Below are 21,334 nucleotides of genomic sequence, written 5' to 3'. Positions count from 1 at the left end.
GGGCGGCGAGCCGCAGGCGGGCGGCGCGGCGGCATCGCTTAGGGTGGTCCGCGATGTATCCACGAGTCACCGCCGTCCTCGTCGCGCGTAACGGCGCGGCCTACCTGGAACGAACCCTCGCGGCCCTGCGGGCGCAGACCCGGCAGCCCGATGCGACGGTGTTCGTCGACGGCGGCTCGAAGGACACGACCGACGAGCTGCTCGCGTCCTGGGGTCCGACGCAGCTCGTGCAGGTCGCCGAGCACCTCCCCTTCGGCCAGGCCGTGGCGCGCGCGGTCCGCGTGATGCAGCCGCCGGCGGGAGAGGACGAGTGGCTGTGGCTGCTCGCACAGGACTCCGCTCCCGAGCCCGGCGCCCTCGCGGCGCTGCTGGGAGCCGTCGAGGTCGCCCCCTCCGTCGCGGTCGCCGGCCCCAAGATCATGGACTGGACGCGCTCCGGCTACATCCGCAGCTACGGCGAGTCGATCACCAAGCACGGCACGACCGTCCACCTCGTCGAGGACGAGCTCGACCAGGGCCAGCACGACTCCACGCCCGACGTCCTGGCCGTCGCCGCCGGCGGCATGCTCGTGCGCCACTCCCTCTGGGAGGAGCTCGGCGGCTTCGACCCCGGCCTGCCGGTCGTCGACGACGCGCTCGACTTCTCGATCCGCACCCGGCTCGCCGGGCACCGGGTCAGCCGCGTGCCGGACGCCCGGGTCACCACCGCCCGCATCGGGCTGCAGCGCCCCGACGGCCGCCGCATCGACAGCGGGGAGCGGCGCCGCGCGCGCCAGCACCGCACCGCGCAGCTGCACCGCCGGCTCGCCTACGCGCCCGTCGCGCTCCTCCTCCTGCACTGGCTCTCGCTCGTCCCCCTGGCGATCGGCCGTGCGGTCGTGCGCCTGCTGCGCAAGCAGCCGGGGCTGGTCGGAGGAGAGCTGCTCGCGGCCCTCGTCGTCGCCTTCGGCGGGACGAAGGTCCTCCGGGCCCGCACGGTGCTGCGCTCGTCGAAGAACGTGGGCTGGAAGGCGATCGCGCCGCTGCGCATCCCGCTGGACGTGGTGCGGCAGCTGCGCTCGGTGCGCCACGACGCGGTGCGCGTGCAGGCCGGGCGGGACCGCCATCCCCTGCACTTCTTCCAGGGCGGGGGAGTGTGGGTCGTCCTCGTCGCCGCTCTCGCCGGCCTGGTGATCTACACGCCGCTCCTCGCTGCTCCCGCGCTCAGCGGCGGCGGTCTGCTGACGCTCTCGCCGACGGTCGGCGAGCTGTGGCGCAACGCGGCCTACGGCTGGCGCGATCTCGGCTCCGGGTTCATCGGCGCGGCGGACCCGTTCGCCGCCGTAATCGCGGTGCTCGGCTCGCTGACCTTCTGGTCGCCCAGCTTCTCGATGGTGCTGCTCTACCTCGTCGCGCTCCCCGTGGCCGCCGCGGGCGCCTGGCTGATGATCGCGCGGCTCACCCCGCGCGCGAGCGCCCGCGCCGCCGGAGCCATCGTCTACGTCCTCGCCCCGGCGTTCTTCGCCGCGCAGGCCGACGGGCGCCCCGCCCCACTGCTGGTGCACGTGCTGCTGCCCTGGCTCTTCTTCGCCGGGTTCGGCGCGTACCGCTCGTGGTCCGCCTCCGCGACCGCCTCGATCCTGGCCGCCGCCGTCGTGGCGTGCGCGCCGGTGCTCGCCGTGCCGCTCCTGGTGATCTGGCTCGTCGTCGTCGCCACCTCGGGGCGGCGGATCGGCCGCTTCCTCGGCCTGCCGATCCCCGCGGCCGTCCTGCTCTTCCCGCTGGTGGTCGCCCGCGCGCCGCGGGGCGACTGGCTCGGCGTCCTCGCCGACCCGGGCGTGCCGCTGCCCTCCGCGCAGTCGGACCTCGTCGCGCTGCTCGCCGGCTTCCCGGCCGGTCTGCCCGACGGATGGCTCGCGTTCCTCGGCGGCCTGGGGATCGGCGCCTCCGCCGCCCCGCTGGTCACGGCCGTGCTCGTCGTGCCGCTGATCGTCGCGGCGCTGGCCGCCCTCCTCCTCCCGAACAACCTCTCGGCCCTCGGCGGCGTCGGCGTCGCGGCGGCCGGTCTGGTGACCGCCTCGCTCGCCCAGGGCGTGCAGGTCGCGACCACCGGCTCCGAGGCCGTCGCCGTCTGGAGCGGCACCGGCCTCAGCCTCTACTGGCTCGGCTTGGTGATCGGCGCGTCCCTCTCGCTCGCCGCCGTGCGCTCGGTCCGCGTGGTGCCGGCGCTCGTCGTCACCGCCGCCGCTGCCGCACTGGTGGGTCCGCTCGCGGTGGCCTTCCCGACCGGCGCCGGCACCTCCGTGTCGACCACGTCGGACCGCTCGCTACCCGCCTACGTCGCGGCCGAGGCGCAGAACGACCCGCGGGTGGGCACGATCGTGCTCGTCCCGCAGGCGGACGGCGGCGTCCTCGCCCGCCTGGAGCGCGGAGCGGGCGCGACCCTCGACCAGCAGTCGACCCTCGCGAGCACCGGCGCGGAGAGCACGGACGCGATCGACGAGCTGGCGGGCAACCTCGTCTCGCGGACGGGCTACGACGTCCCCTCCGCGCTGGAGAGCCTCGGCGTCCGCTTCGTCGTGCTGACCGAGCCGGCCGGTACTCAGGTCGGCGACGCAGCCGCCGCCGTGCGTGCGCGGGCGGCCGTCTCCCTCGACGGCAATGCGGCGTTCTCGGCCGTCGGCGACACCCGCTACGGGCTCCTGTGGACGGCCGTCGACACGGAGGGGTCCCGCACCGAGGCCGCTCCGTCCGGCGTGGTCGGGCCCTTCGGGATCGCCTACACGATCGCCCTCCTCCTCGTCTTCATCGTCGCCCTCCTGCTGGCGGTGCCCACCGGGCTCTCCCTCGAGCGGGGCCGCTCCAGCGGCGCGGTCGCCGGGATCGACGACGAGCCGGGCGAGGCCACCGGCCAGTTCGACGACGGGAACGACGATGTCTGACCCCGCCGACCAGGAGAAGCAGATGCCCGAGTCCTCCGCCCGCCGCTCCCGCGCGGAGCGCCGCGCCGCCCGCGCCGCCGCCTCGCCGCCCGACCGCGCCCCCTCGGCCGCCCGTCGGCGCCGGACGGCCCTGCGCGGCGCCGTGGGCGCGGCCGGAGTCGTGATCGCCGCGGCCGCCGTGGTCGTGCCCCAGCTCCTCCCGTCGCCCCTGGTCTCGAGCGCCGCCGAGGGCGTCGTCGTGACGCCCGTCGCGGCCGACAGCTCGCTGGTCTGCGGCGGCGATCTGATCGACGCCGGAGAGCCGGAGCAGCTGCGCGCCCTCGATGGCGCGACGACCGCGGTCCGGCCCGAGGGCTCCACCTCCGACCCCGCGGTCCTCGAGGAGGACGACGTCGCCGCACCGGGCACCGGCATCACCGGTCTGAGCGTGCCCGCGGGCTCCGACCCCGCTCCCGGCGGGGCCACCGTCCAGGCCATCGGGACGGACACCCTCTCCGGATTGTCGGCCCGTGCCTGCGCCGAGCCCTCGGCCGACAGCTGGCTCGTGGCGGGGTCGACCGACGTCGGGCGCACCTCCGTGCTGATCCTGGCGAACCCGAGCGAGGTCGCCTCCACCGTCGACCTCACGCTCTTCTCCGAGACCGGCACCGTCCAGGCCACCGGTGCCACGGGCATCGTCGTTCCGGCCGGAGCGGTCCGCGCGCTCCCGCTCGCGGGGCTCGCCCCCGGAGTCGTCCAGCCCGTCGTGCACGTGACCGCCCGCGGAGGCGAGGTCGCCGCGAGCATGCAGAGCAGCGCCATCTCCGGCCTCACTCCGGAGGGCGTCGAGACCACCGGACCCTCCGCCGGCCCGGACACGCTCGCCGTGATCGCCGGCTTCACCGTCACCTCGCCCCCGGCCGAGACCGCGAGCGACGACGGCAGCGGCGGTGCGGGCAGCCCCGTGCTGCGCATCCTCACCCCCGGCGACGCCGACAGCACGGTCTCGGTCGAGGTGACCAACGAGGACCCGAGCGGGTCCGGCGCCTCCACCCAGGTCGTCGTCCCCGCCGGCCTCGTCGGCGAGGTCCCGCTCTCGGGCCTGGCCGACGGCTCCTACCGCATCGTCCTGCGGGCCGACCAGCCGATCGTCGCGGCGGGTCGGACCACCTCGACCGGCTCGGCCGGCACGGACTTCGCCTGGTTCGCCTCCGGTACCGCGACCACGACGCCTTTCGGCGTCGCCGGCACGGGCGAGGGCGACGCCCGGCTGCACCTGGTCAACGGCAGCGACTCGACCGCCGCGGTCGAGATCGCGGCGCCGGGCGGCACGCGCACGCTCGAGCTCGGCCCGTTCGCGGCTCTCGCGACTCCGCTGGACAGCGACGGCGCGGTCGTCAGCAGCACCCAGCCGGTGCAGGCCTCGGTCTCGATCGCGCGCGACGGGCGGATCGCCTCGTACACGATCGTGCCGCCGGGACCGCTCTCCTCGCCGATCACCGTCTACTCGCATTGAGACGCGGGGCGGCGGCGCCTCAGGGGTGGCGGTAGCGGTCCGGGGAGATGTCCCACGGGTCGCGGCCGAGCAGCTCCGCGACGGCGCGGAACACGTAGCTCTCGATCAGCATGCGCTGGTGCCACTCGTCGCGGCGGTGCAGCTTCGCCAGGCGCTCGATCGGCACCCGGTAGAGCGTGATGCGGCGCGCGGCGTGGTCGACGCGCCACCGGGCGACGCCCGTGCCCTGCAGCCGGTCGGGGTCGACGTCGGGAGTCGCCGCGACGTCGACGCGGATCCCGGCGAGCTCCTCCGGCCAGGTGCCGCGGAGGTAGTCGAAGGCCGAGCCGATCGTCGCCTCGAAGAAGTCGGAGCGGGTCTGCAGCAGCGGGAGGTGCGGTCCGGTGATCGGCCCGCGTGCGCCGCGGCCGTGCCGGTCGCGGGAGCCTCCGCGCGACTCGCTCGTCGGGCGAGCGGCGGAACGACGAGCACGGGGCATGACTCCAGCCTATTGCTACTGTGGGCGGCGATGACCGGACGGCACTGCTCGCGGACGGGCTGCCGCGCGCAGGCCGTCGTCACGCTGACCTACGACTACCGCGACTCGCTGGTAGCGGTCGGGCCGCTGAGTCCTGCGCCCGATCCGCACGGCTACGACCTGTGCGCCGAGCACGATCGGCGCCTCCTCGTCCCGCGCGGCTGGGAGACCGTCCGCTACGGTGCGGGGCCCGCCTAGGCCGCTGCCGCGAGCCTCACGGGCGCTCGGGGAAGCCGCGCGGCGTGCTCGAGAGCACGGGGGCCAGCCGCTCGAGCCGCTGGTCGGACAGGAGCAGGGCGCGCTCCTCCCGTGCCCGGCGGAGGGCTGCCACGGCGAGGAGGAAGTCCTCCGCGGGGGCGGCGGGCAGCGGGGAGACGTGGACAGCGGTCTCGTCGGCCAGCGCGGCGGCGAGCTGCGAGCGCGAGGGCTCCGTCATGCCGTGGCGCTGGCGGAGGAACTGCGCCAGTCGGCGCGCCAGGGCGTCGGGGAGGCGCGCGGTGTCCGCCGTGACGGCCCAGCCCCGCAGCGGCTCCGGGATCTCGACGACCAGCGGCTCCGCGCGGGGAACGCGCTCGAGCTGGCTGTGCGTGCCGGCGAGGACGTCGCCGAGTCGGCGCGATCGGCGGGAGAGGAGGCCGACGACGGCGGCGAGCCCGCCGAAGGTCATCAGGATCTCGAGGACGCCGGTGAGGCCGCGCACGACGGCGTGCCGGAAGCCGATGGAGCCGCCGTCGTCGCGGACGACGCGAGCGCCGACGGTCAGCTTCCCGAGCGAGCGGCCGCGGCTGGCGGTCTCGACGGTGACGGGGACGATCACCACGGCGATGACGAGGGCCGCGATCGCCACGGCAGCCGAGGCGGCGGGGTCCAGGCCGCCGTCCCCGGAGAGGGAGGAGACCAGCAGGAACAGGCCCAGCGCGAGCAGGAGCTCCGCGATCAGGTCGATGATCGCGCCGACCGCGCGGAGCACGAACGAGGTGACGGGCACCTCGAGCGCGATCGCCTCGCCGGTGACCAGGTCGGCGTCGTCGAACCCGGTGCGCTGCTCCTCCACGGTGCTCCTCCCGGATGCTCGGCCTCGGCGGCGTGCCTGGCTATCCTGTCAGGAGATGGACATCGACGCTCTCTCGGCCGCACGCGCTGCGCAGTGGACCCGCCTCGACGAGCTCTCGCGCAGGCGCCGCCTGACCGGAGCCGAGGCGGACGAGCTGATCGAGCGCTACCAGGCGGCGTCGGCGGACCTCGCCGCGATCTCCTCCACCGCCGGATCGACGGCCGTCGGCACGCGGCTGGCCGTCTCGCTCTCGCGGGCACGGGGACGCCTGACCGGCACGCGGGACGAGCCGCTCGCCGCGGTCTCCCGCTTCGTCGTCCTCTCCCTCCCGGCCGCTCTGCACCGGCTGCGCTGGCTGACGCTCGCCGTCGCCGTCGCGACCGCGGTGGTGGCGACGCTCTACGCGCTCTGGATCCTCGGCGACCCGCGCCTGCTCGCCGCGCTGGGCGACGACGAGGAGCTGCGGCGCTTCGCCCGGGGCGACTTCATCGACTACTACTCCGAGAACCCGGCCGCCTCGTTCGCCGGGCAGGTCTGGACCAACAACGCCTGGATCGCGGCGCAGTGCGTGGCCTTCGGGATCGTCGGCGTCTACGTGCCGTACATCCTGCTGCAGAACGCGCAGAACCTCGGCACGTCGATCGCGGTGATGTTCCACGTGGGGGAGGGCGACACGTTCTTCCTCTACATCGCACCGCACGGCCAGCTCGAGCTGACGGCCGTGTTCGTCGCCGCGGCCGCGGGCCTGCGGATCTTCTGGGCCTGGATCGCTCCCGGCGCGCGCACCCGCGGACAGGCGCTCGCCGAGGACGCGCGGAGCCTGTTCACGGTGGCGATCGGCCTGGTCTTCGTGCTGCTCGTCTCGGGCGTGATCGAGGGGTTCGTGACTCCGGCGCCCTGGCCCTGGTGGCTCAAGATCGGGATCGGGGCGCTCGCCCTCGGCGCGTTCCTCTTCTACATGATCGTCGTCGGCGGGCGCGCAGTGCGGGCGGGGGAGACGGGCGACCTCGACCGGTTCGAGGCCGGGTCGCGGAGCATCGCCGCCGGCTGACCGGAGCCGCCCGAGCGCGGCCGCGGGAGCGGGTCCGTCGGGTGGCGCTCCCGGGGCCGACGACGGCCACGCGCCGACCGCCCGCGGAGGTCAGAGCCGTCCGGCCGCCTTGAGCGCGAGGTAGCGGTCCGCGAGCGCCGGCGGGAGCCCGGAAGGGCTGCCGAGCACCACGTCCCCGCCGAGGCGGCGGACAGCGGCCGAGAGCCGGTCGACGTCGGCGAGCGAGCGCTCCGCGGCGGCGGCCGAGTAGACCGCGGCCCGGTCGCTCCGGTCCTCCGCCATCCGCTGCAGCTCGGGGTCGAGCGCGCAGGCGACCACGACCGTGTGCACGCGGGTGAGCTGCGGGAGCACCGCGAGGAGCCCCTCCGCCGAGCCGACCGAGTCGAGCGCGGTGAGCAGCACCACCAGCGAGCGCTGCGAGGCCAGGGTGCGCACCTGCGCGGGGACCGCCGCCCAGTCGGTCTCGATGAGCTGGGGCTGCACGGGGGCGAGGGCGTCGACCACGCGGGTCAGCACCTCCGAGCCGGTGGCGCCGTGCACGCGGGCGCGCCGGGTGCGGTCGAACGCGAGCACGTCGACCCGGTCGCCGGCCGAGGCGGCGAGGGCGGCCAGGAGGAGCGAGGCCTCGATCGCCGTGTCCAGGCGGGGCTCGTCCTCGATCCGGGCGGCGGAGGTTCGGCCCGTGTCGAGCACGACGATCACCCGCCGGTCGCGCTCCGGGCGCCAGGTGCGGACGACCGGCTCCCGGCGCCGTGCGGTCGCGCGCCAGTCGAGCGAGCGGACGTCGTCGCCGCGGACGTACTCGCGGAGGCTGTCGAACTCCGTGCCCTGGCCGCGGATCATCACGCTGGTGCGCCCCTCCAGCTCGCGCAGCCGCGCCAGCCGCGAGGGCAGGTGGCGGCGGGAGCGGAAGGCGGGCAGCACCCGCACGACGGCCGGCGCGGCCCGCGTCGCCTGGCGGCCGGCCAGCCCGAGCGGCCCGCGGGAGCGGATGGTGACGTGCAGTGCCCGGCGCTCGCCGCGGCGGAGCGGCTCCAGGACGGTGGTCACCGCCCGGCGCTCGCCCGGCGGGAGGCGCAAGGACGACCGGGTCTCGAGGGCGCCGGCCGAGGGCTCCCAGGCGTCGCGGAGGACCCCCGTGATCCTCCTGCGGCCGGTGCTCGTGACCAGGAGCGTCGCCTCGGCGCGCTCGCCGAGCCGCACCCGGTCCGGCACCCGCCGCTCGAGGACGACGGCTCGGGGCGAGCCCGCGACCGCGACGTCGATCCCGACGAGGACCGCCCAGGCCAGGAGCCAGAGCCCGAGCACGGCGAAGGCGACCTCGGGCCGGCCGCCCAGGAGGACGACCGGCACCAGGCCGACGAGGAGGACGAGGACGCTGCGTCCGGTGAGGTGCACGGCTCAGACCGGGACGCGGACCTGCTGCAGGATCCCGCCCAGGACGGCCTCGGTGCGGACGCCCTCGAGCTCCGCCTCCGGCTCCAGCTGGATGCGGTGGCGCAGCACGGGGAGGACCATCGCCTGCACGTGGTCGGGGGTGATCGAGCCGTAGCCGTTGAGCCAGGCCCAGGCGCGGGACGCTGCGAGGAGGGCCGTCGAGCCGCGGGGGCTGGTGCCGAGCTTGACGCTCGGGCTCTCGCGGGTGGCGCGGGCGAGGTCGACGATGTAGCCGAGGACATCGGGGCCGGCTCCGACGCGCCGGGCCGAGGCCTGAGCGGCGCGCAGACGGGCGGCGTCGAGCACTGGGCGCACGCCCGCGGCGTCGAGGTCGCGCGGGTCGAAGCCGGCGGCGTGGCGCGAGAGCACCTCCACCTCGACGTCGCGCGGCGGGATGTCGAGCACGAGCTTGAGCAGGAACCGGTCCAGCTGGGCCTCCGGGAGCACGTAGGTCCCCTCGTACTCCACCGGGTTCTGGGTGGCGGCGACGAGGAACGGGTCCGGCAGCGGCAGGGTGCGCCCGTCGACGCTGACCTGGCGCTCCTCCATCGCCTCGAGGAGCGCGGCCTGGGTCTTCGGCGGCGTGCGGTTGATCTCGTCCGCCAGCAGGAGGTTCGTGAAGACCGGGCCCTCGCGGAAGGCGAAGCCGGAGGTGGAGGCGTCGTAGACGAGGGAGCCGGTGATGTCGCCGGGCATCAGGTCCGGCGTGAACTGCACCCGGCGGGTGTCGAGGCCGAGCGAGACGGACAGGGCGCGCACGAGGAGCGTCTTCGCGACTCCGGGGACGCCCTCGAGCAGGACGTGCCCGCCCGCGAGCAGGGCGATCAGGAGGCCGGAGACGGCGCCGTCCTGGCCGACGACGGCGCGCCCGACCTCGGAGCGGACCCGGTCGAGCTCGCCGCGCAGGTCGTCGTCGGAGACCGGCGCTCCGTCGCGGGCGGAGGGGGTGGTGTCGCTCATCGGGAGGGGCCTTCCGGTCGTCGGGCGGTACTCGGGGAGAGGGCGGCGCGGAGCGCGCTCTCGAAGCGGAGGAGCTCGTCGGAGGCGGCGACGAGGGCGGCGTCGTCGCTCGGCAGGTCGTCGACGAGCAGCCGGCGCAGCGCGGCCTGGTCGCGTCCGAGGCGCTCCGCGGCGACGGCGACGATCTCGTCGACTCCGGTCGCCGGAGCCAGGCCCAGGAGGGCGGCGGTGCGCCGGAGGGTGCCGATGCGCAGCGCATCCAGTGCTCGGGGCCGCAGGGCTCCGCGCGCGTAGAGCCGCGCGCGGCCGCGGGCCGTCTCGCTGGCATGGACGACGACCGGCAGCGGCTCGACCGCGAGCGGGCCGAGCCGGCGGCCGCGCCAGACGGCGGAGGCGACGAAGACGGCCACCAGCAGCAGGAGAGCCGGGGTCACCCAGCCGGGGGCGAGGTCGGAGGGTGCGGGGGTGGTGCTCGCCGAGTCGGCGGCTCCGGCCCGGTACCAGACCAGCCGGTCCTCGCCGCCGAGCAGTCCGAGCGCCAGGGCGGCGCGGCCGTCCTGGCCGATGGTGCCGTTGCGGAGGAGGTCCGCGTCGCCGATCGCGGTGACGTCGGCGCCCTGAGGGAAGGCGGTGCTCACGAGCAGGAAGCCGTCGTCGCCCGAGGGGAAGCAGCCGACGGCGTCGCCGTCGTCGAGGATCCGGTAGGTGCTCCCTCCGGCGGGGAGCGCACCGGCGCGCTCGGCGGCGGGGAGCGGGCACTCGGCGCGGAAGGGGCCGTCGCCGGCCGGGGAGCCGGCGAAGCGGACGTCCGGCAGCAGGGCGTCGAGCGCGGCCCCTCCCGGGGTCACCAGGACGAGCGAGGCGGAGGCCCGGGCGAGCCGGCGGTACTGGGCCTCGTCGAGGGCGACGTCCGGGTCGTCGACGAGCAGTGTCGCGTCGGGGGAGGAGGCGGCGAGAGCGGAGTCGAGGTCGTCGGCGCGGACGACGTCGACGCCCTGATCGCGCAGCACCTGGGCGAGCGCGCGGGCGCCGTCCGGGGTCGCGCTGTCGACGTCGAGATCCGGAGCGGCCACCCGGGCCCCGGTCGCGACGGTGAGCAGCAGAGTGCCGACCGCGACGATCACCAGGAGGAGCGCCCACACCCGTCCGCGGCGCAGCAGCGCGCCGAGGGTCGGGCTGGAGACCGTGTCGGCGCTCACCGCGGCGCCGCCAGGGCGTCCAGGACCGGCGAGGCCGCGGAGAGCTCGCGGTCCAGGGCCGCGACGCGCTCGTACTCGGCCGGGCCGCAGGGCTGCCCGAGGTAGCGCACGCGGTCGAAGTCGTCGGCCGTGCGGCGCAGCGCGGCGGCGGAGGAGGGGAAGGCCGCGGAGGCGCGCGACGCCAGGCCGAGCGCGGTGGTGCCGGGCGAGACCCGCAGGACGGTCCGCTCGTCGAGGGAGCGCACCAGGGCGCGGAAGCGCTCGACGAGGGCCTCGTCCCAGTCCCCGCGGGCGGCCGCGGCCTCGGCGAGCGAGCGGAGGGTCGCGGCCGAGCGGGTGTCGTCGTCGGCGAGCACCGCTCCCGTGACGGTGCTGCGGCGCCCGGCGCGGGGCCGTCCGGCGATGACGAGCGCCGCGACCACGAGCGCCACCAGCACCAGCACGCCGATCACCGCTGCGATCGGCACCGGCGGGCCGTCGCCCTGCAGCGTGAGGGAGGCGAACCAGTCGCGCACCGCCTGCACCACGCGGTCGAAGAGGGTCGGCTCGGCCGCCCGGTAGCGCGGGTCGGCGAGCTCCTCGAGGAGGAGGCGGCGCGCCTGCTCCGCGTCGGGCTCGAGAGGGGCCGCACCGAGGATCACGGGCGCTCCGGCACGGGGAAGGGATCGGGGGAGGGGCGGCCCGCCGCGCGCTCCTCGACGTGGCGCATCAGCACCAGGTCGAAGCCCTCGCGGCGCATCCGGCGGTCGAGGTAGACCAGGCCCGTCACGGCCGACTGGAGCACCGAGCCGACGGCGCCGATCACGAAGCCCACGGCGACGGAGGCGATCGTGACCACGAGCGAGGTGACGAGCTGCGCGTCCGGGTCGGTCGGGGCGATCAGGGCGCCGGCGATCGGGATGAGCAGGCTGAACGGGGTCGCCACGATCTGGCCCGCGACCTGGATTATCACCGTCATCAGCGCGAGGGCGCTGAAGGTGCGCCAGAAACCACCCGCCACCAGCCGCCAGGAGCGCGCCACGGCGCGGCGCAGCGGCAGCCGCTCCACGACGATCAGGCTCGGCACCAGGGCGAGCTTCGTCGACAGCCAGACGCCCAGCGCGAGGGCGACCAGGCCGGAGCCGACGAGCACCAGGATCCCGCCGACGATCGCGCTCGAGGTGCCGTCCATCGCTCCGATGACGAACAGCGGCACGGCCAGCGCCACGGCGAGGAGCACCAGGAGGAGGTAGCCGACGCCCTGCAGGACCGTCCAGCCGATCAGCGCCCAGAAGCGGCCCCGCAGCCGGGCGAGCAGCTGTCGGAAGGTCGCCCGCTCGCCGAGGACGCCACGGGTGACCTCGAGCACGACCACGCCCTGCACGAGGGCGCCGCTGGCGAGCGAGACGGCGAGGGGGATGAGGGCGGCCAGGACCACGACGGCGAGGGACCCCGCGCCGACGGCGTCGCGGTCGGCGGCCTCCGCCTGCGCGATGCGCCCGACGGCGAGCACGGCGATCAGCCCGTAGACCGCGAGGGCGAGCACCGACCCGAGGCCCTGCACCAGCAGAGCGACGCCCAGGGTCGTGCGGGGGCTGCGGCGGAGGACCTGGAACGGGGCGCCGAGCAGGGTGCCGAAGCCGAGCGGGCGCAGCGGCACGAGGCCGGGCTTGGGCGGGGGAGTCCAGCCGGGCGCGGGGCGACCGGACGACCAGGGGCCGGCGCCGGGCGCGGCGGACCAGGAGCCTCCGGCGGGACCGGGCGGCACCGGCCCGGCGCTCGGCGGCGCGGGCGACCAGGACGCGGCGACGGGAGCGGGCGGCGGCGTGCGCCGGTCGCCGTCCTGCGCCGGGACGGCCGCGTCGTCCGGACGCCCTGCGGGCGGGGGCCACTGAGCTGCGTCGGTCATCCTCTCCATGCTGTCACAGGCGTGCGGCCGGGGTCCTCCCCCGAGCGGACCCCCTTCGCCCGCAGAGTCCGCTCCCCGCTCGCAGAGCCCGCTCCCCGCCCGCCGGGAGGTGCGTCGGTTAGCCTGGGTCGGGTCACCGTGCGCGCCGTGGGCGGGCGCGACCCGAGACGAGGAAGAGCAGACCGATGAGCGCGCGCATTCTGGTGGTCGACGACGACGCCGCCCTGGCCGAGATGATCGGCATCGTCCTGCGCGCCGACGGGTACGACGTCTCCTTCTGCGCGGACGGCTCCGGCGCCCTCGAGGCCTTCCGGCGGGCCCGGCCGGACCTGGTCCTGCTCGATCTGATGCTGCCCGGCATCGACGGGATCGAGGTGTGCCGCGCGATCCGCGCAGAGTCCGGCGTCCCGGTCATCATGCTCACGGCCAAGTCCGACACCTCCGACGTGGTGCAGGGCCTCGAGTCCGGCGCCGACGACTACATGGTCAAGCCGTTCGACCCCAAGGAGCTCGTCGCGCGGATCAAGACGCGCCTGCGTCCCGCCACCGCCGCCGCGAACGCGGTGCTGCAGGTCGGGGACCTGAGCCTCGACGTCGCCGGCCACGAGGTCCGCCGCGGCGAGACGCGGATCGGCCTGACTCCGCTCGAGTTCGACCTCCTCCTCGCCCTCGCCTCCAAGCCCCAGCAGGTCTTCACCCGCGAGATGCTGCTCGAGCAGGTCTGGGGCTACCACTACAAGGCCGACACCCGCCTGGTGAACGTCCACGTCCAGCGCCTGCGCGCCAAAGTCGAGAAGGACCCGGACGACCCCCGCATCGTGATGACCGTGCGCGGCGTCGGCTACCGCGCCGGCGCCGTCCTCCCGAGCTGACCGTGCCCCGCCTCGCCCCTCCCGACGTGCGTCGGTGGCCCCGCCGCGTGCTGGGGGTGTGGCGCACGTCGCTGCAGTTCCGCGCGGTCGCGATCACGGTCCTGCTCAGCGGCATCGCCATCGGCTCGACCGGCGTCTACCTCTCCTACAGCATCAGCGACAACCTCTTCCAGTCGCGGCTGACGCAGGTCACGGGCGACACGTCGCGCGCGACCCGGGCCGCCCAGGGCTACCTCGACGCCGCCACCGTCTCCACCCGCCAGGACATGGAGGAGGTGATGAGCTCGGTGCGCACCGCTGTCCGGGACGCGTCCTCCTCCGCGCTGATCGCCGTCGTGCGCTCGCCCGACCAGGAGGCGTCCTCGCTGGCGCCCCAGGACATCTACAACCGCGAGCTGCAGAACGGCGTGATCAGCGACGCGCTGCGCGAGCGGGTGCAGGCGGGCTCGGACGGGCAGTACTGGCAGTCGGTGACGCTCGACGCCTCCGGCCAGCAGCAGCCGGGCATCCTCGTCGGCTCGACCCTCGAGCTGCCGAGCTCGGCCGGGCGCTACGAGCTGTACATCGGCTACTCCCTCGCGGACGCGGAGCGCACGCTCCAGTTCGTGCAGCAGGTGCTCAACGTGGCGGGGATCCTGCTCATCCTGCTGATCGGAGCGGTCAGCTGGGTCGTCGTGCGGATCGTCGTCGCCCCGGTGCGGGTCGCGGCCGAGACGAGCCAGCGCCTCGCCGCCGGCGACTTCGACGTGCGGATCCCGGAGCGGGGCCAGGACGTGATCGCCACCCTCGCCCGGTCCTTCAACGGCATGGCCGACAGCCTGCAGGACCGGATCAGCGAGCTCGCGACGCTCAGCCAGGTGCAGCAGCGCTTCGTCTCGGACGTGTCGCACGAGCTCCGCACGCCTCTGACGACGATGAAGCTGGCCGGGGACGTGCTCTACGACCAGCGCGAGGACTTCGCCCCGGTCGCCGAGCGCACGGTCGAGCTGCTGCACAGCCAGATCGACCGCTTCGAGAGCCTCCTCGCCGACCTGCTCGAGATCTCCCGCCACGACGCGGGGTCGGCCGAGCTCGAGCTCGAGCCGGTCAACCTGGTGAAGCTGGCCGGCGACGAGATCGAGGCGATGCGCGGGATCGCGGAGGCGAACGGCTCCCGGCTCACGCTCTCCGCCCCGGGCGGCTACTTCGACGCCGACCTCGATCCGCGCCGCATCCGCCGGATCGTCCGCAACCTGCTGGGCAATGCGATCGAGCACGGCGACGGCCGCGAGGTCGTCGTCACTGTGGACAGCAACGCCGGCGCGGTCGCCCTCGCGGTCCGCGACTACGGCCACGGCATGAGCAGCGAGGAGGTGGTGCGCGTCTTCGACCGCTTCTGGCGCGCCGATCCGTCCCGCCGCCGCACGCTCGGCGGCACCGGCCTCGGCCTCTCCATCGCGCAGGAGGACACCGCCCTTCACCACGGCTGGCTGCAGGTCTGGTCGGTGCCCGACCGCGGCGCCTGCTTCCGCCTCACCGTGCCCCGGCACCGCGGCGAGCGGATCGAGGCATCACCGCTCCCGCTGCCCCCGGTCGACGCGGGCGAGCAGGCCTACAGCGGCCCGATCGTCCTCCCGCCGCTGCAGGCTCCTCCGGTCGGAGCGGCGGGGGTGCTCCCGTGAGGCGCGGCGTCCTCCGCGCCGCCGCGGCCGCCGCGCTGCTCGCGCTCGGGCTGGCCGGGTGCGCCGGCATCCCGCGGGACGGCGACGTCGGAGTCGGACGGCCCGACACCGCGCCTCAGGACCTCCAGTACGACTTCCTCCCGTCGGGACCCGCCGTCGGTGCGTCGCAGCGCGACATCCTCACCGGCTTCATCGACGCCGCGTCGAGCCCGCAGAACAACTACAAGATCGCCCGGGAGTTCCTCTCCACCGGAGCCGACTGGACCCCGGGCGAGCACGTGACGGTCGACGAGGGCCAGCGCTCGGCCTCGCCGCAGTCGGGGTCCACGCTCTCGCTGACGATCACGCCCGTCGCCGAGGTCGACGCGACCGGCGTCTACACCGACGTCGCCACCACGGCCGGCCTGACCCTCGACTACGGCTTCGTCCAGGAGAACGGGGAGTGGCGCATCAGCGCGCCGCCGAGCGGTGTCGTGATCGACCGCACCACCTTCGAACAGGTCTTCTCGACGCACGCCCTCTACTTCTTCGACCCCGGATACCAGTACCTCGTGCCGGACCTGCGCTGGTTCGCCTCGCGCGCCGACAGCTCCACCAGCACCACGATCGTGACCGAGCTGCTGCGCGGCCCCACGCCGTGGCTGCGGGACTCCGCCGCCGTCGTCTCGGCGTTCCCGACCGGGACGACGCTGGCGGCCGAGACCGTGCCGGTCGAGTCGCAGCGCGCCGTGGTCGACCTGAACCCGGCCGCACTCGAGGCCGATCCGGCGCAGTGGCGGCTGATGGCGCTGCAGCTGAACCGGAGCCTCGCGAACGTCTCCAACGTCACCGGAGTCGCGCTCTCGGTCGAGCAGAACCCGATCGACGTCCCCTCCGAGGTCACCGGGCTGCCGACCTCGCCCCGCGTCGACACCCGGCCGCTGGTGCTGACCGACGACGCCTTCGGCTTCCTCGGCTCCTCCGGGCTGGCCGGGCTCGGGATCTCGGATCGGATCGAGGCGCTCCAGCCGCGGGCCGCGGTCCTCGGCGAGCAGCGCGGAGCCGACTCCGACGCCTCCGCCGCCGTGCTCACCTCCGCGGGCGTGAGCCTCGTGGAGCCCGACAGCGGCGACGTCCTGCTCGACGCGCGCTCGGGCCTCGTCGCGCCGACCATCGATCCGTTCGGGTACGTCTGGTCCGTGCCGTCGGCCTCGCCCGGGCAGCTGGTGGCGTACTCCGCGGACGGCTCGCGCTCGATGCAGGTCGCGACGGCCTGGAGCGAGGTCGAATCGCTCGCCTCGATCGCCGTCTCGCGCGACGGCACCCGGATGCTGGCGCTCGCCCAGGACGGACAGCAGGCGACGGTGCTGGTGGCCGGCATCACCCGCTCGCGCGACGGCGACCCGGTGGCGGTCGGCGAGCCGGTCGTCCTCCGCTCGACCCTGGGGACCGCGGTCGCCGCGGCCTGGACGGACGAGCTCGACGTGGTCTCGGTCGTCCGCGGCTCGACGGGGGAGGACGCGGTCACGATGAACCTCCTCGGCGGAGGCGCCACGGCGCTCGGCACGACGACGGGCACGGTCCAGATCGCCGCGGGCAACACCTCGACCCAGGTCCGCATCCTCGCCGAGGGCGGCGAGCTGCGGCAGCAGCGCGGGTCGGCCTGGCAGACGATCGCGACGGACATCCGGCTGCTCGCGGCGCAGACCGGGATGGGGTCCTGACGGGACCTGTCCCCGGTCACGAGCGCGTCGGACGGGGACGAGCTCCGGATGCCCCTCCCCAGGCGCCGGCACCGCCCGGATCGTCGCGATCCGACGGATCCGCTCCCCGCGCCACGGCCCGGACGGCGAGCGTGGAGGCATGCTCTCCGACCACCTGCTCGACGCCCTCGCCGTCCTCCTCCCGCTGGAGTGCCCCGCCTGCGGAGAGGCGACGACCCGGGCGCCCTGCCCGGACTGCTCGGCCGACGCGGCCGCCTCGGCGTCCCTGCTGACCCGTGTCGTCGGGCCGCCGGACGATCCGCTCCTCGTCGTCATCGGGGCCCCGTACGAGGGCACGGTGCGCCGCCTCGTCGTCGCGCTGAAGGAGGAGGGGCGGACAGCCTGCCTCGCCCCGCTCGGCGCGCTGCTGCGTCCGGCCCTCGGCGCGGCGCTCGCCGGCAGCCCTGCGGCCCTGGTCGTCCCGCCCGGCTCCTGGCTCGGCCGCGTGCGGCGGGGCGCCGATCCCGTCGCGCAGCTGGTCGCCGCGGCGGGAGGGCGGGCGGCTCGTCCTCTCCGGCGGTCGCGGATGGTCCGCGACCAGGTCGGGCTCGGCCGCGTCGAGCGGCGCGGCAACCTGGACGGGGCGTTCCGCGCCCGTCGGCCGCTCTCGTCGTGGCCGCCGGTGGTCCTCGTCGACGACGTGGTCACCTCCGGCGCGACCCTGCTCGAGCTGCGGCGCGCGGTGCGCGCGGCGGGCGGGACCGTCCGGGCGGCGGCGGCGCTGGCCGGGACTCCGGAGCGAGGAGGGACCGTATCAGCAGAATCCGGATGAACTCCCGGTGACGATCCGGTGGCCGGGGTCTACGGTGGGGGCACGGCGTGAACGGTCCGCCCCGGAGAAAGGCGGCACGCCGTACTCGACTGGGAGGTTGTCATGGACATCGACATCACAGGACGCAACATCGACATCACCGATCGCTTCCGCGCGTACGCGACGGAGAAGTCGGACAAGGTGGCGCACCTCGCCGATCGTGCTCTCGCACTCGAGATCAAGGCGAGCAGGCACGCCGAGGGCAAGGGCTCGGCCGGCGGAGACCGCGTGGAGCTGACGCTGATCGGCAAGGGGCCCGTGGTCCGGGCCGAGGCCAGCGGAGCCGACAAGTACGCGGCGTTCGACGTCGCGATCGGCCGGCTGCTCGAACGGGTGAGACGAGCGAAGGACCGGAAGAAGGTCCATCGGGGCCAGCATCGGCCGACCTCGCTCCGCGACGCGGCCGCCGACGACTTCAGCGTCGTCGCCATCCAGCCGGCCGACGCGGCGGTGCTGGAGCAGCTGAGCACGGGCGTGATCCCCGTGCAGGAGGCGCCGGAGCCGGCGGAGGACGAGGTCGAGGAGCCGTACTGCCCCGTCGTCATCCGCAAGAAGCTCTTCCCCTCCGTCTCGATGACCGTCGACGACGCGGTCGACTACATGGAGCTGGTCGGACACGACTTCTACCTCTTCATCGACTCCGACACGGACCGCCCGAGCGTGGTCTACCGCCGCAAGGGCTGGGACTACGGCGTCATCGGCCTCGGCGACGAGGCCGCCGCGCTCGCCGAGCAGGCCGCCGGCTGAGATCCGACCCCGGGCCCCGGAGCATCCGCTCCGGGGCCCTCCCCGTGCCCAGGCAGGGAGTCCGCCCAGGGCGGACGCGTCGCCCCGACCGCTCGCCGCCCGCCCCGGCTAGGCTGGTCGCGGTCCGCGCTCCGGCGCGCGACTCCTGTCTTCTACTTTTTTGGAGTACCCCGTGGCCTCTGTCCTCGAAAAGGTCCTTCGCGTCGGGGAGGGGCGGGTCATCCGCCGCCTCGAGAACTACGCGAAGGCCGTCAACGCCCTCGAAGAGGACTTCGCGCACCTCAGCGACGAGGAGCTGAAGAACGAGACCGTCGAGCTGCGCGAGCGCTACTCGAACGGCGAGTCCCTCGACGACCTGCTGCCGGAGGCGTTCGCCGCCGTCCGCGAGGCCTCGCGCCGGACGCTCGGCCTCCGCCACTTCGACGTGCAGCTCATGGGAGGCGCCGCCCTGCACCTGGGCAACATCGCCGAGATGAAGACCGGAGAGGGCAAGACGCTCGTCGCGACCCTCCCGGCCTACCTCAACGCGATCGCCAGCCGCGGCGTGCACATCGTCACGGTGAACGACTTCCTCGCGTCGTACCAGTCGGAGCTGATGGGGCGCGTGTTCCGCGCCCTCGGCATGACGACCGGCGTGATCCTCTCCGGCCAGACCCCGGAGCAGCGCCGCGAGCAGTACGCGGCCGACATCACCTACGGCACGAACAACGAGTTCGGCTTCGACTACCTCCGCGACAACATGGCGTGGCAGGCGCAGGACATGGTCCAGCGCGGCCACTTCTACGCCATCGTCGACGAGGTCGACTCGATCCTCATCGACGAGGCCCGCACGCCGCTGATCATCTCCGGACCGGCCTCGGGCGAGGCGAACCGCTGGTTCGCGGAGTTCGCCAACCTCGCCAAGCGCCTCGACGAGGGCGAGGACTTCGAGGTCGACGAGAAGAAGCGCACTGTCGGCGTCCTCGAGCCCGGCATCGAGAAGGTCGAGGACTACCTCGGCATCGACAACCTCTACGAGTCGGCGAACACCCCGCTGATCTCCTTCCTCAACAACGCCATCAAGGCGCGCGCGCTGTTCAAGAAGGACAAGGACTACGTCGTTCTGAACGGCGAGGTCCTGATCGTCGACGAGCACACCGGTCGAATCCTGGCCGGACGCCGCTACAACGAGGGCATCCACCAGGCCATCGAGGCGAAGGAGGGCGTGCAGGTCAAGGCCGAGAACCAGACCCTGGCGACCGTCACGCTCCAGAACTACTTCCGCCTCTACGCGAAGCTCTCCGGCATGACCGGAACGGCCGAGACCGAGGCCGCCGAGTTCATGTCGACCTACAAGCTCGGCGTCGTCCCGATCCCGACGAACCGCAAGATGCAGCGGATCGACAACGCCGACCTCGTCTACAAGAACGAGCAGGTCAAGTTCGCCCAGGTCGTCGAGGACATCGCGGAGCGCCACGCGGCCGGGCAGCCGGTCCTCGTCGGCACGACCAGCGTCGAGAAGAGCGAGTACCTCTCGCGCCTGCTCGCCAAGAAGGGCGTGCGCCACGAGGTCCTGAACGCCAAGAACCACGCGCGGGAGGCGGCCATCGTCGCCCAGGCCGGCCGCCTCGGCGCCGTCACCGTCGCGACCAACATGGCCGGTCGAGGCACCGACATCATGCTCGGCGGCAACGCCGAGTTCCTCGCGGTCTCCGAGATGACGGCCAAGGGCCTGAACCCCTCCGAGACCCCGGAGGAGTACGAGGCCGCCTGGGACGAGGTCTTCGCCGCCGTCAAGGAGAAGGTGGGCGAGGAGGCCGAGAAGGTCCAGGCCGCCGGCGGCCTCTACGTGCTCGGCACCGAGCGCCACGAGTCGCGCCGCATCGACAACCAGCTCCGCGGACGCTCGGGCCGTCAGGGCGACCCGGGGGAGAGCCGCTTCTACCTCTCGCTCACCGACGACCTCATGCGCCTGTTCAACTCCGGTGCCGCCGAGGCGCTCATGGGCCGGGGCAACGTCCCGGACGACATCGCCATCGAGTCGAAGGTGGTCTCGCGCGCCATCCGCAGCGCCCAGTCGCAGGTCGAGGCGCGCAACGCCGAGATCCGCAAGAACGTCCTCAAGTACGACGACGTCCTCAACCGCCAGCGCGAGGCGATCTACTCCGACCGCCGCCACATCCTCGAGGGCGACGACCTGCACGAGCGCACGCAGAAGTTCCTCGTCGAGGTGATCGACGAGATCCTCGAGGTGCACACCGGCGACGGCAACGGCGACGACTGGGACTTCGACGCCCTCTGGACCGAGCTGAAGACGCTGTACCCGATCAGCCTCACCATCGACGAGGTGGTGCAGGAGGCGGGCAGCCGCGGCCGCATCAACAAGGAGTTCATGCGCCGCGAGATCCTCTCGGACGCGCAGCTCGCCTACCAGCGCCGCGAGGAGCAGCTGGGGTCTCCCGCCATGCGCGAGCTCGAGCGCCGCGTCGTGCTCTCGGTGATCGACCGCCGCTGGCGCGACCACCTCTACGAGATGGACTACCTCAAGGACGGCATCGGCCTGCGCGCGATGGCCCAGCGCGACCCGCTGGTCGAGTACCAGCGCGAGGGCTTCGCCCTGTTCCAGCAGATGATGGGGCAGATCCGCGAGGAGACCGTCGGCTTCCTCTTCAATCTCGAGGTCGAGGTGACCCAGAAGCAGGGCGAGGTCGCCGGAGTCGCGGCGAAGGGCCTCGCACAGCCGGTCGCTCCTGCCGAGAAGCTCAGCTACTCGGCCCCGAGCGACACCGGCGGCGTCGAGGTCCGCAACCAGCGCGGACAGGTGCAGCAGGCCGCCACCGCGAAGGCCCGCGCCGAGGAGGCCCGCAAGGCGCTCCCCGAGGGCGAGGCGGAGGAGACTCCGACGACCGGCGCCTTCGGCCAGAAGCCGGGCGGCTCGGACGCCCCTCCCGCCAACCGCGAGGAGCGCCGCGCGCAGTCCAAGCGCCGCTGAGTCCTTCC

Annotated in this window: 17 protein-coding genes; 10 read left to right on the top strand and 7 right to left on the bottom strand. The window is 74.4% G+C overall.

Annotation, left to right across the window (positions count from 1 at the left end; all coding sequences use genetic code 11):
* The first annotated feature begins 53 nt into the window (after positions 1-53).
* On the top strand, positions 54-2,921 hold the full coding sequence (locus GSU45_RS11110; RefSeq protein WP_159914983.1) for a glycosyltransferase family 2 protein: 2,868 nt from the start codon (positions 54-56) through the stop codon (positions 2,919-2,921).
* Positions 2,914-4,416 carry a DUF5719 family protein gene (locus GSU45_RS11105; protein ID WP_159914981.1) on the top strand — a complete coding sequence of 501 codons (1,503 nt, stop codon included), beginning with the start codon at positions 2,914-2,916 and terminating at the stop codon, positions 4,414-4,416. Before GSU45_RS11110 ends, GSU45_RS11105 begins: the two co-directional genes overlap by 8 nt.
* A 19-nt stretch (positions 4,417-4,435) precedes the next feature.
* On the opposite strand, the gene GSU45_RS11100 is transcribed toward GSU45_RS11105, so the two are convergent.
* Entirely contained in the window at positions 4,436-4,894 is a 459-nt protein-coding gene (locus tag GSU45_RS11100) for a metallopeptidase family protein (protein WP_159914979.1), read from the bottom strand.
* Between the two features lie 30 nt (positions 4,895-4,924).
* Here GSU45_RS11100 and GSU45_RS11095 point away from each other — a divergent pair, with 30 nt between their 5' ends.
* Positions 4,925-5,131 (top strand): DUF3499 family protein, encoded by a 207-nt coding sequence (locus GSU45_RS11095; RefSeq protein ID WP_104224141.1) that lies wholly within the window; start codon positions 4,925-4,927, stop codon positions 5,129-5,131.
* A gap of 16 nt (positions 5,132-5,147) precedes the next feature.
* Here GSU45_RS11095 and GSU45_RS11090 read toward each other — a convergent pair whose 3' ends face one another.
* On the bottom strand, positions 5,148-5,987 hold the full coding sequence (locus tag GSU45_RS11090) for an RDD family protein (protein WP_159914977.1): 840 nt from the start codon (positions 5,985-5,987) through the stop codon (positions 5,148-5,150).
* 55 nt (positions 5,988-6,042) lie between these two features.
* Between GSU45_RS11090 and GSU45_RS11085 the strand changes: the two genes are divergently transcribed.
* Entirely contained in the window at positions 6,043-7,038 is a 996-nt protein-coding gene (locus GSU45_RS11085; protein ID WP_159914975.1) for a stage II sporulation protein M, read from the top strand.
* Between the two features lie 90 nt (positions 7,039-7,128).
* On the opposite strand, the gene GSU45_RS11080 is transcribed toward GSU45_RS11085, so the two are convergent.
* From GSU45_RS11080 to GSU45_RS11060, 5 genes are read right to left on the bottom strand one after another with little or no spacing between them, the layout of a single operon-like run.
* Positions 7,129-8,436 (bottom strand): DUF58 domain-containing protein, encoded by a 1,308-nt coding sequence (locus GSU45_RS11080; RefSeq protein ID WP_159914973.1) that lies wholly within the window; start codon positions 8,434-8,436, stop codon positions 7,129-7,131.
* Between the two features lie 3 nt (positions 8,437-8,439).
* The gene (locus GSU45_RS11075) at positions 8,440-9,435 is read right to left on the bottom strand and encodes a MoxR family ATPase (RefSeq protein WP_159914971.1); all 996 of its coding nucleotides are present in this window, start codon (positions 9,433-9,435) and stop codon (positions 8,440-8,442) included.
* Positions 9,432-10,634: a DUF4350 domain-containing protein gene (locus tag GSU45_RS11070; RefSeq protein WP_159914969.1), complete on the bottom strand. Its 1,203-nt coding sequence runs from the start codon at positions 10,632-10,634 to the stop codon at positions 9,432-9,434. Before GSU45_RS11070 ends, GSU45_RS11075 begins: the two co-directional genes overlap by 4 nt.
* Positions 10,631-11,275 carry a DUF4129 domain-containing protein gene (locus GSU45_RS11065; RefSeq protein ID WP_159914967.1) on the bottom strand — a complete coding sequence of 215 codons (645 nt, stop codon included), beginning with the start codon at positions 11,273-11,275 and terminating at the stop codon, positions 10,631-10,633. Before GSU45_RS11065 ends, GSU45_RS11070 begins: the two co-directional genes overlap by 4 nt.
* Positions 11,272-12,522 (bottom strand): hypothetical protein, encoded by a 1,251-nt coding sequence (locus GSU45_RS11060; RefSeq protein WP_159914965.1) that lies wholly within the window; start codon positions 12,520-12,522, stop codon positions 11,272-11,274. The genes GSU45_RS11065 and GSU45_RS11060 overlap by 4 nt, the downstream gene beginning before the upstream one ends.
* A 185-nt stretch (positions 12,523-12,707) precedes the next feature.
* Here GSU45_RS11060 and mtrA point away from each other — a divergent pair, with 185 nt between their 5' ends.
* The 6 genes from mtrA to secA all read left to right on the top strand — a co-directional run bounded on the left by mtrA (position 12,708) and on the right by secA (position 21,326).
* On the top strand, positions 12,708-13,394 hold the full coding sequence (gene mtrA / locus GSU45_RS11055; protein WP_159914963.1) for an MtrAB system response regulator MtrA: 687 nt from the start codon (positions 12,708-12,710) through the stop codon (positions 13,392-13,394).
* Positions 13,395-13,420: 26 nt separating this feature from the next.
* Positions 13,421-15,055, top strand: a complete 1,635-nt coding sequence (gene mtrB / locus GSU45_RS11050; protein WP_244248100.1) for an MtrAB system histidine kinase MtrB — start codon at positions 13,421-13,423, stop codon at positions 15,053-15,055.
* On the top strand, positions 15,052-16,758 hold the full coding sequence (locus tag GSU45_RS11045; RefSeq protein WP_159914961.1) for an LpqB family beta-propeller domain-containing protein: 1,707 nt from the start codon (positions 15,052-15,054) through the stop codon (positions 16,756-16,758). The genes mtrB and GSU45_RS11045 overlap by 4 nt, the downstream gene beginning before the upstream one ends.
* Before the next feature lie 139 nt (positions 16,759-16,897).
* Positions 16,898-17,569, top strand: coding sequence for a ComF family protein (locus tag GSU45_RS11040; protein ID WP_159914959.1), 672 nt, complete (start codon positions 16,898-16,900; stop codon positions 17,567-17,569).
* 102 nt (positions 17,570-17,671) lie between these two features.
* On the top strand, positions 17,672-18,355 hold the full coding sequence (raiA, locus tag GSU45_RS11035) for a ribosome-associated translation inhibitor RaiA (protein ID WP_159914957.1): 684 nt from the start codon (positions 17,672-17,674) through the stop codon (positions 18,353-18,355).
* Between the two features lie 172 nt (positions 18,356-18,527).
* Entirely contained in the window at positions 18,528-21,326 is a 2,799-nt protein-coding gene (gene secA / locus GSU45_RS11030; RefSeq protein WP_159914955.1) for a preprotein translocase subunit SecA, read from the top strand.
* The last annotated feature ends 8 nt before the right edge of the window (positions 21,327-21,334 follow it).

It is taken from the genome of Rathayibacter sp. VKM Ac-2801 (assembly GCF_009834245.1).
Classification (GTDB): domain Bacteria; phylum Actinomycetota; class Actinomycetes; order Actinomycetales; family Microbacteriaceae; genus Rathayibacter.
The sequence above is the reverse complement of the archived record's forward strand: the minus strand, read 5'-3'. Positions and strand labels throughout refer to the sequence as shown.

Bases quoted from the DNA above. Each gene is read 5' to 3' on its own strand.
- GSU45_RS11095 (WP_104224141.1), top strand. From the start codon at position 4,925: ATGACCGGACGGCACTGCTCGCGGACGGGCTGCCGCGCGCAGGCCGTC.
- raiA (WP_159914957.1), top strand. From the start codon at position 17,672: ATGGACATCGACATCACAGGACGCAACATCGACATCACCGATCGCTTC.
- GSU45_RS11110 (WP_159914983.1), top strand. From the start codon at position 54: ATGTATCCACGAGTCACCGCCGTCCTCGTCGCGCGTAACGGCGCGGCC.
- GSU45_RS11085 (WP_159914975.1), top strand. From the start codon at position 6,043: ATGGACATCGACGCTCTCTCGGCCGCACGCGCTGCGCAGTGGACCCGC.
- GSU45_RS11060 (WP_159914965.1), bottom strand. From the start codon at position 12,522: ATGACCGACGCAGCTCAGTGGCCCCCGCCCGCAGGGCGTCCGGACGAC.
- mtrA (WP_159914963.1), top strand. From the start codon at position 12,708: ATGAGCGCGCGCATTCTGGTGGTCGACGACGACGCCGCCCTGGCCGAG.
- GSU45_RS11105 (WP_159914981.1), top strand. From the start codon at position 2,914: ATGTCTGACCCCGCCGACCAGGAGAAGCAGATGCCCGAGTCCTCCGCC.
- GSU45_RS11075 (WP_159914971.1), bottom strand. From the start codon at position 9,435: ATGAGCGACACCACCCCCTCCGCCCGCGACGGAGCGCCGGTCTCCGAC.
- GSU45_RS11040 (WP_159914959.1), top strand. From the start codon at position 16,898: ATGCTCTCCGACCACCTGCTCGACGCCCTCGCCGTCCTCCTCCCGCTG.
- GSU45_RS11100 (WP_159914979.1), bottom strand. From the start codon at position 4,894: ATGCCCCGTGCTCGTCGTTCCGCCGCTCGCCCGACGAGCGAGTCGCGC.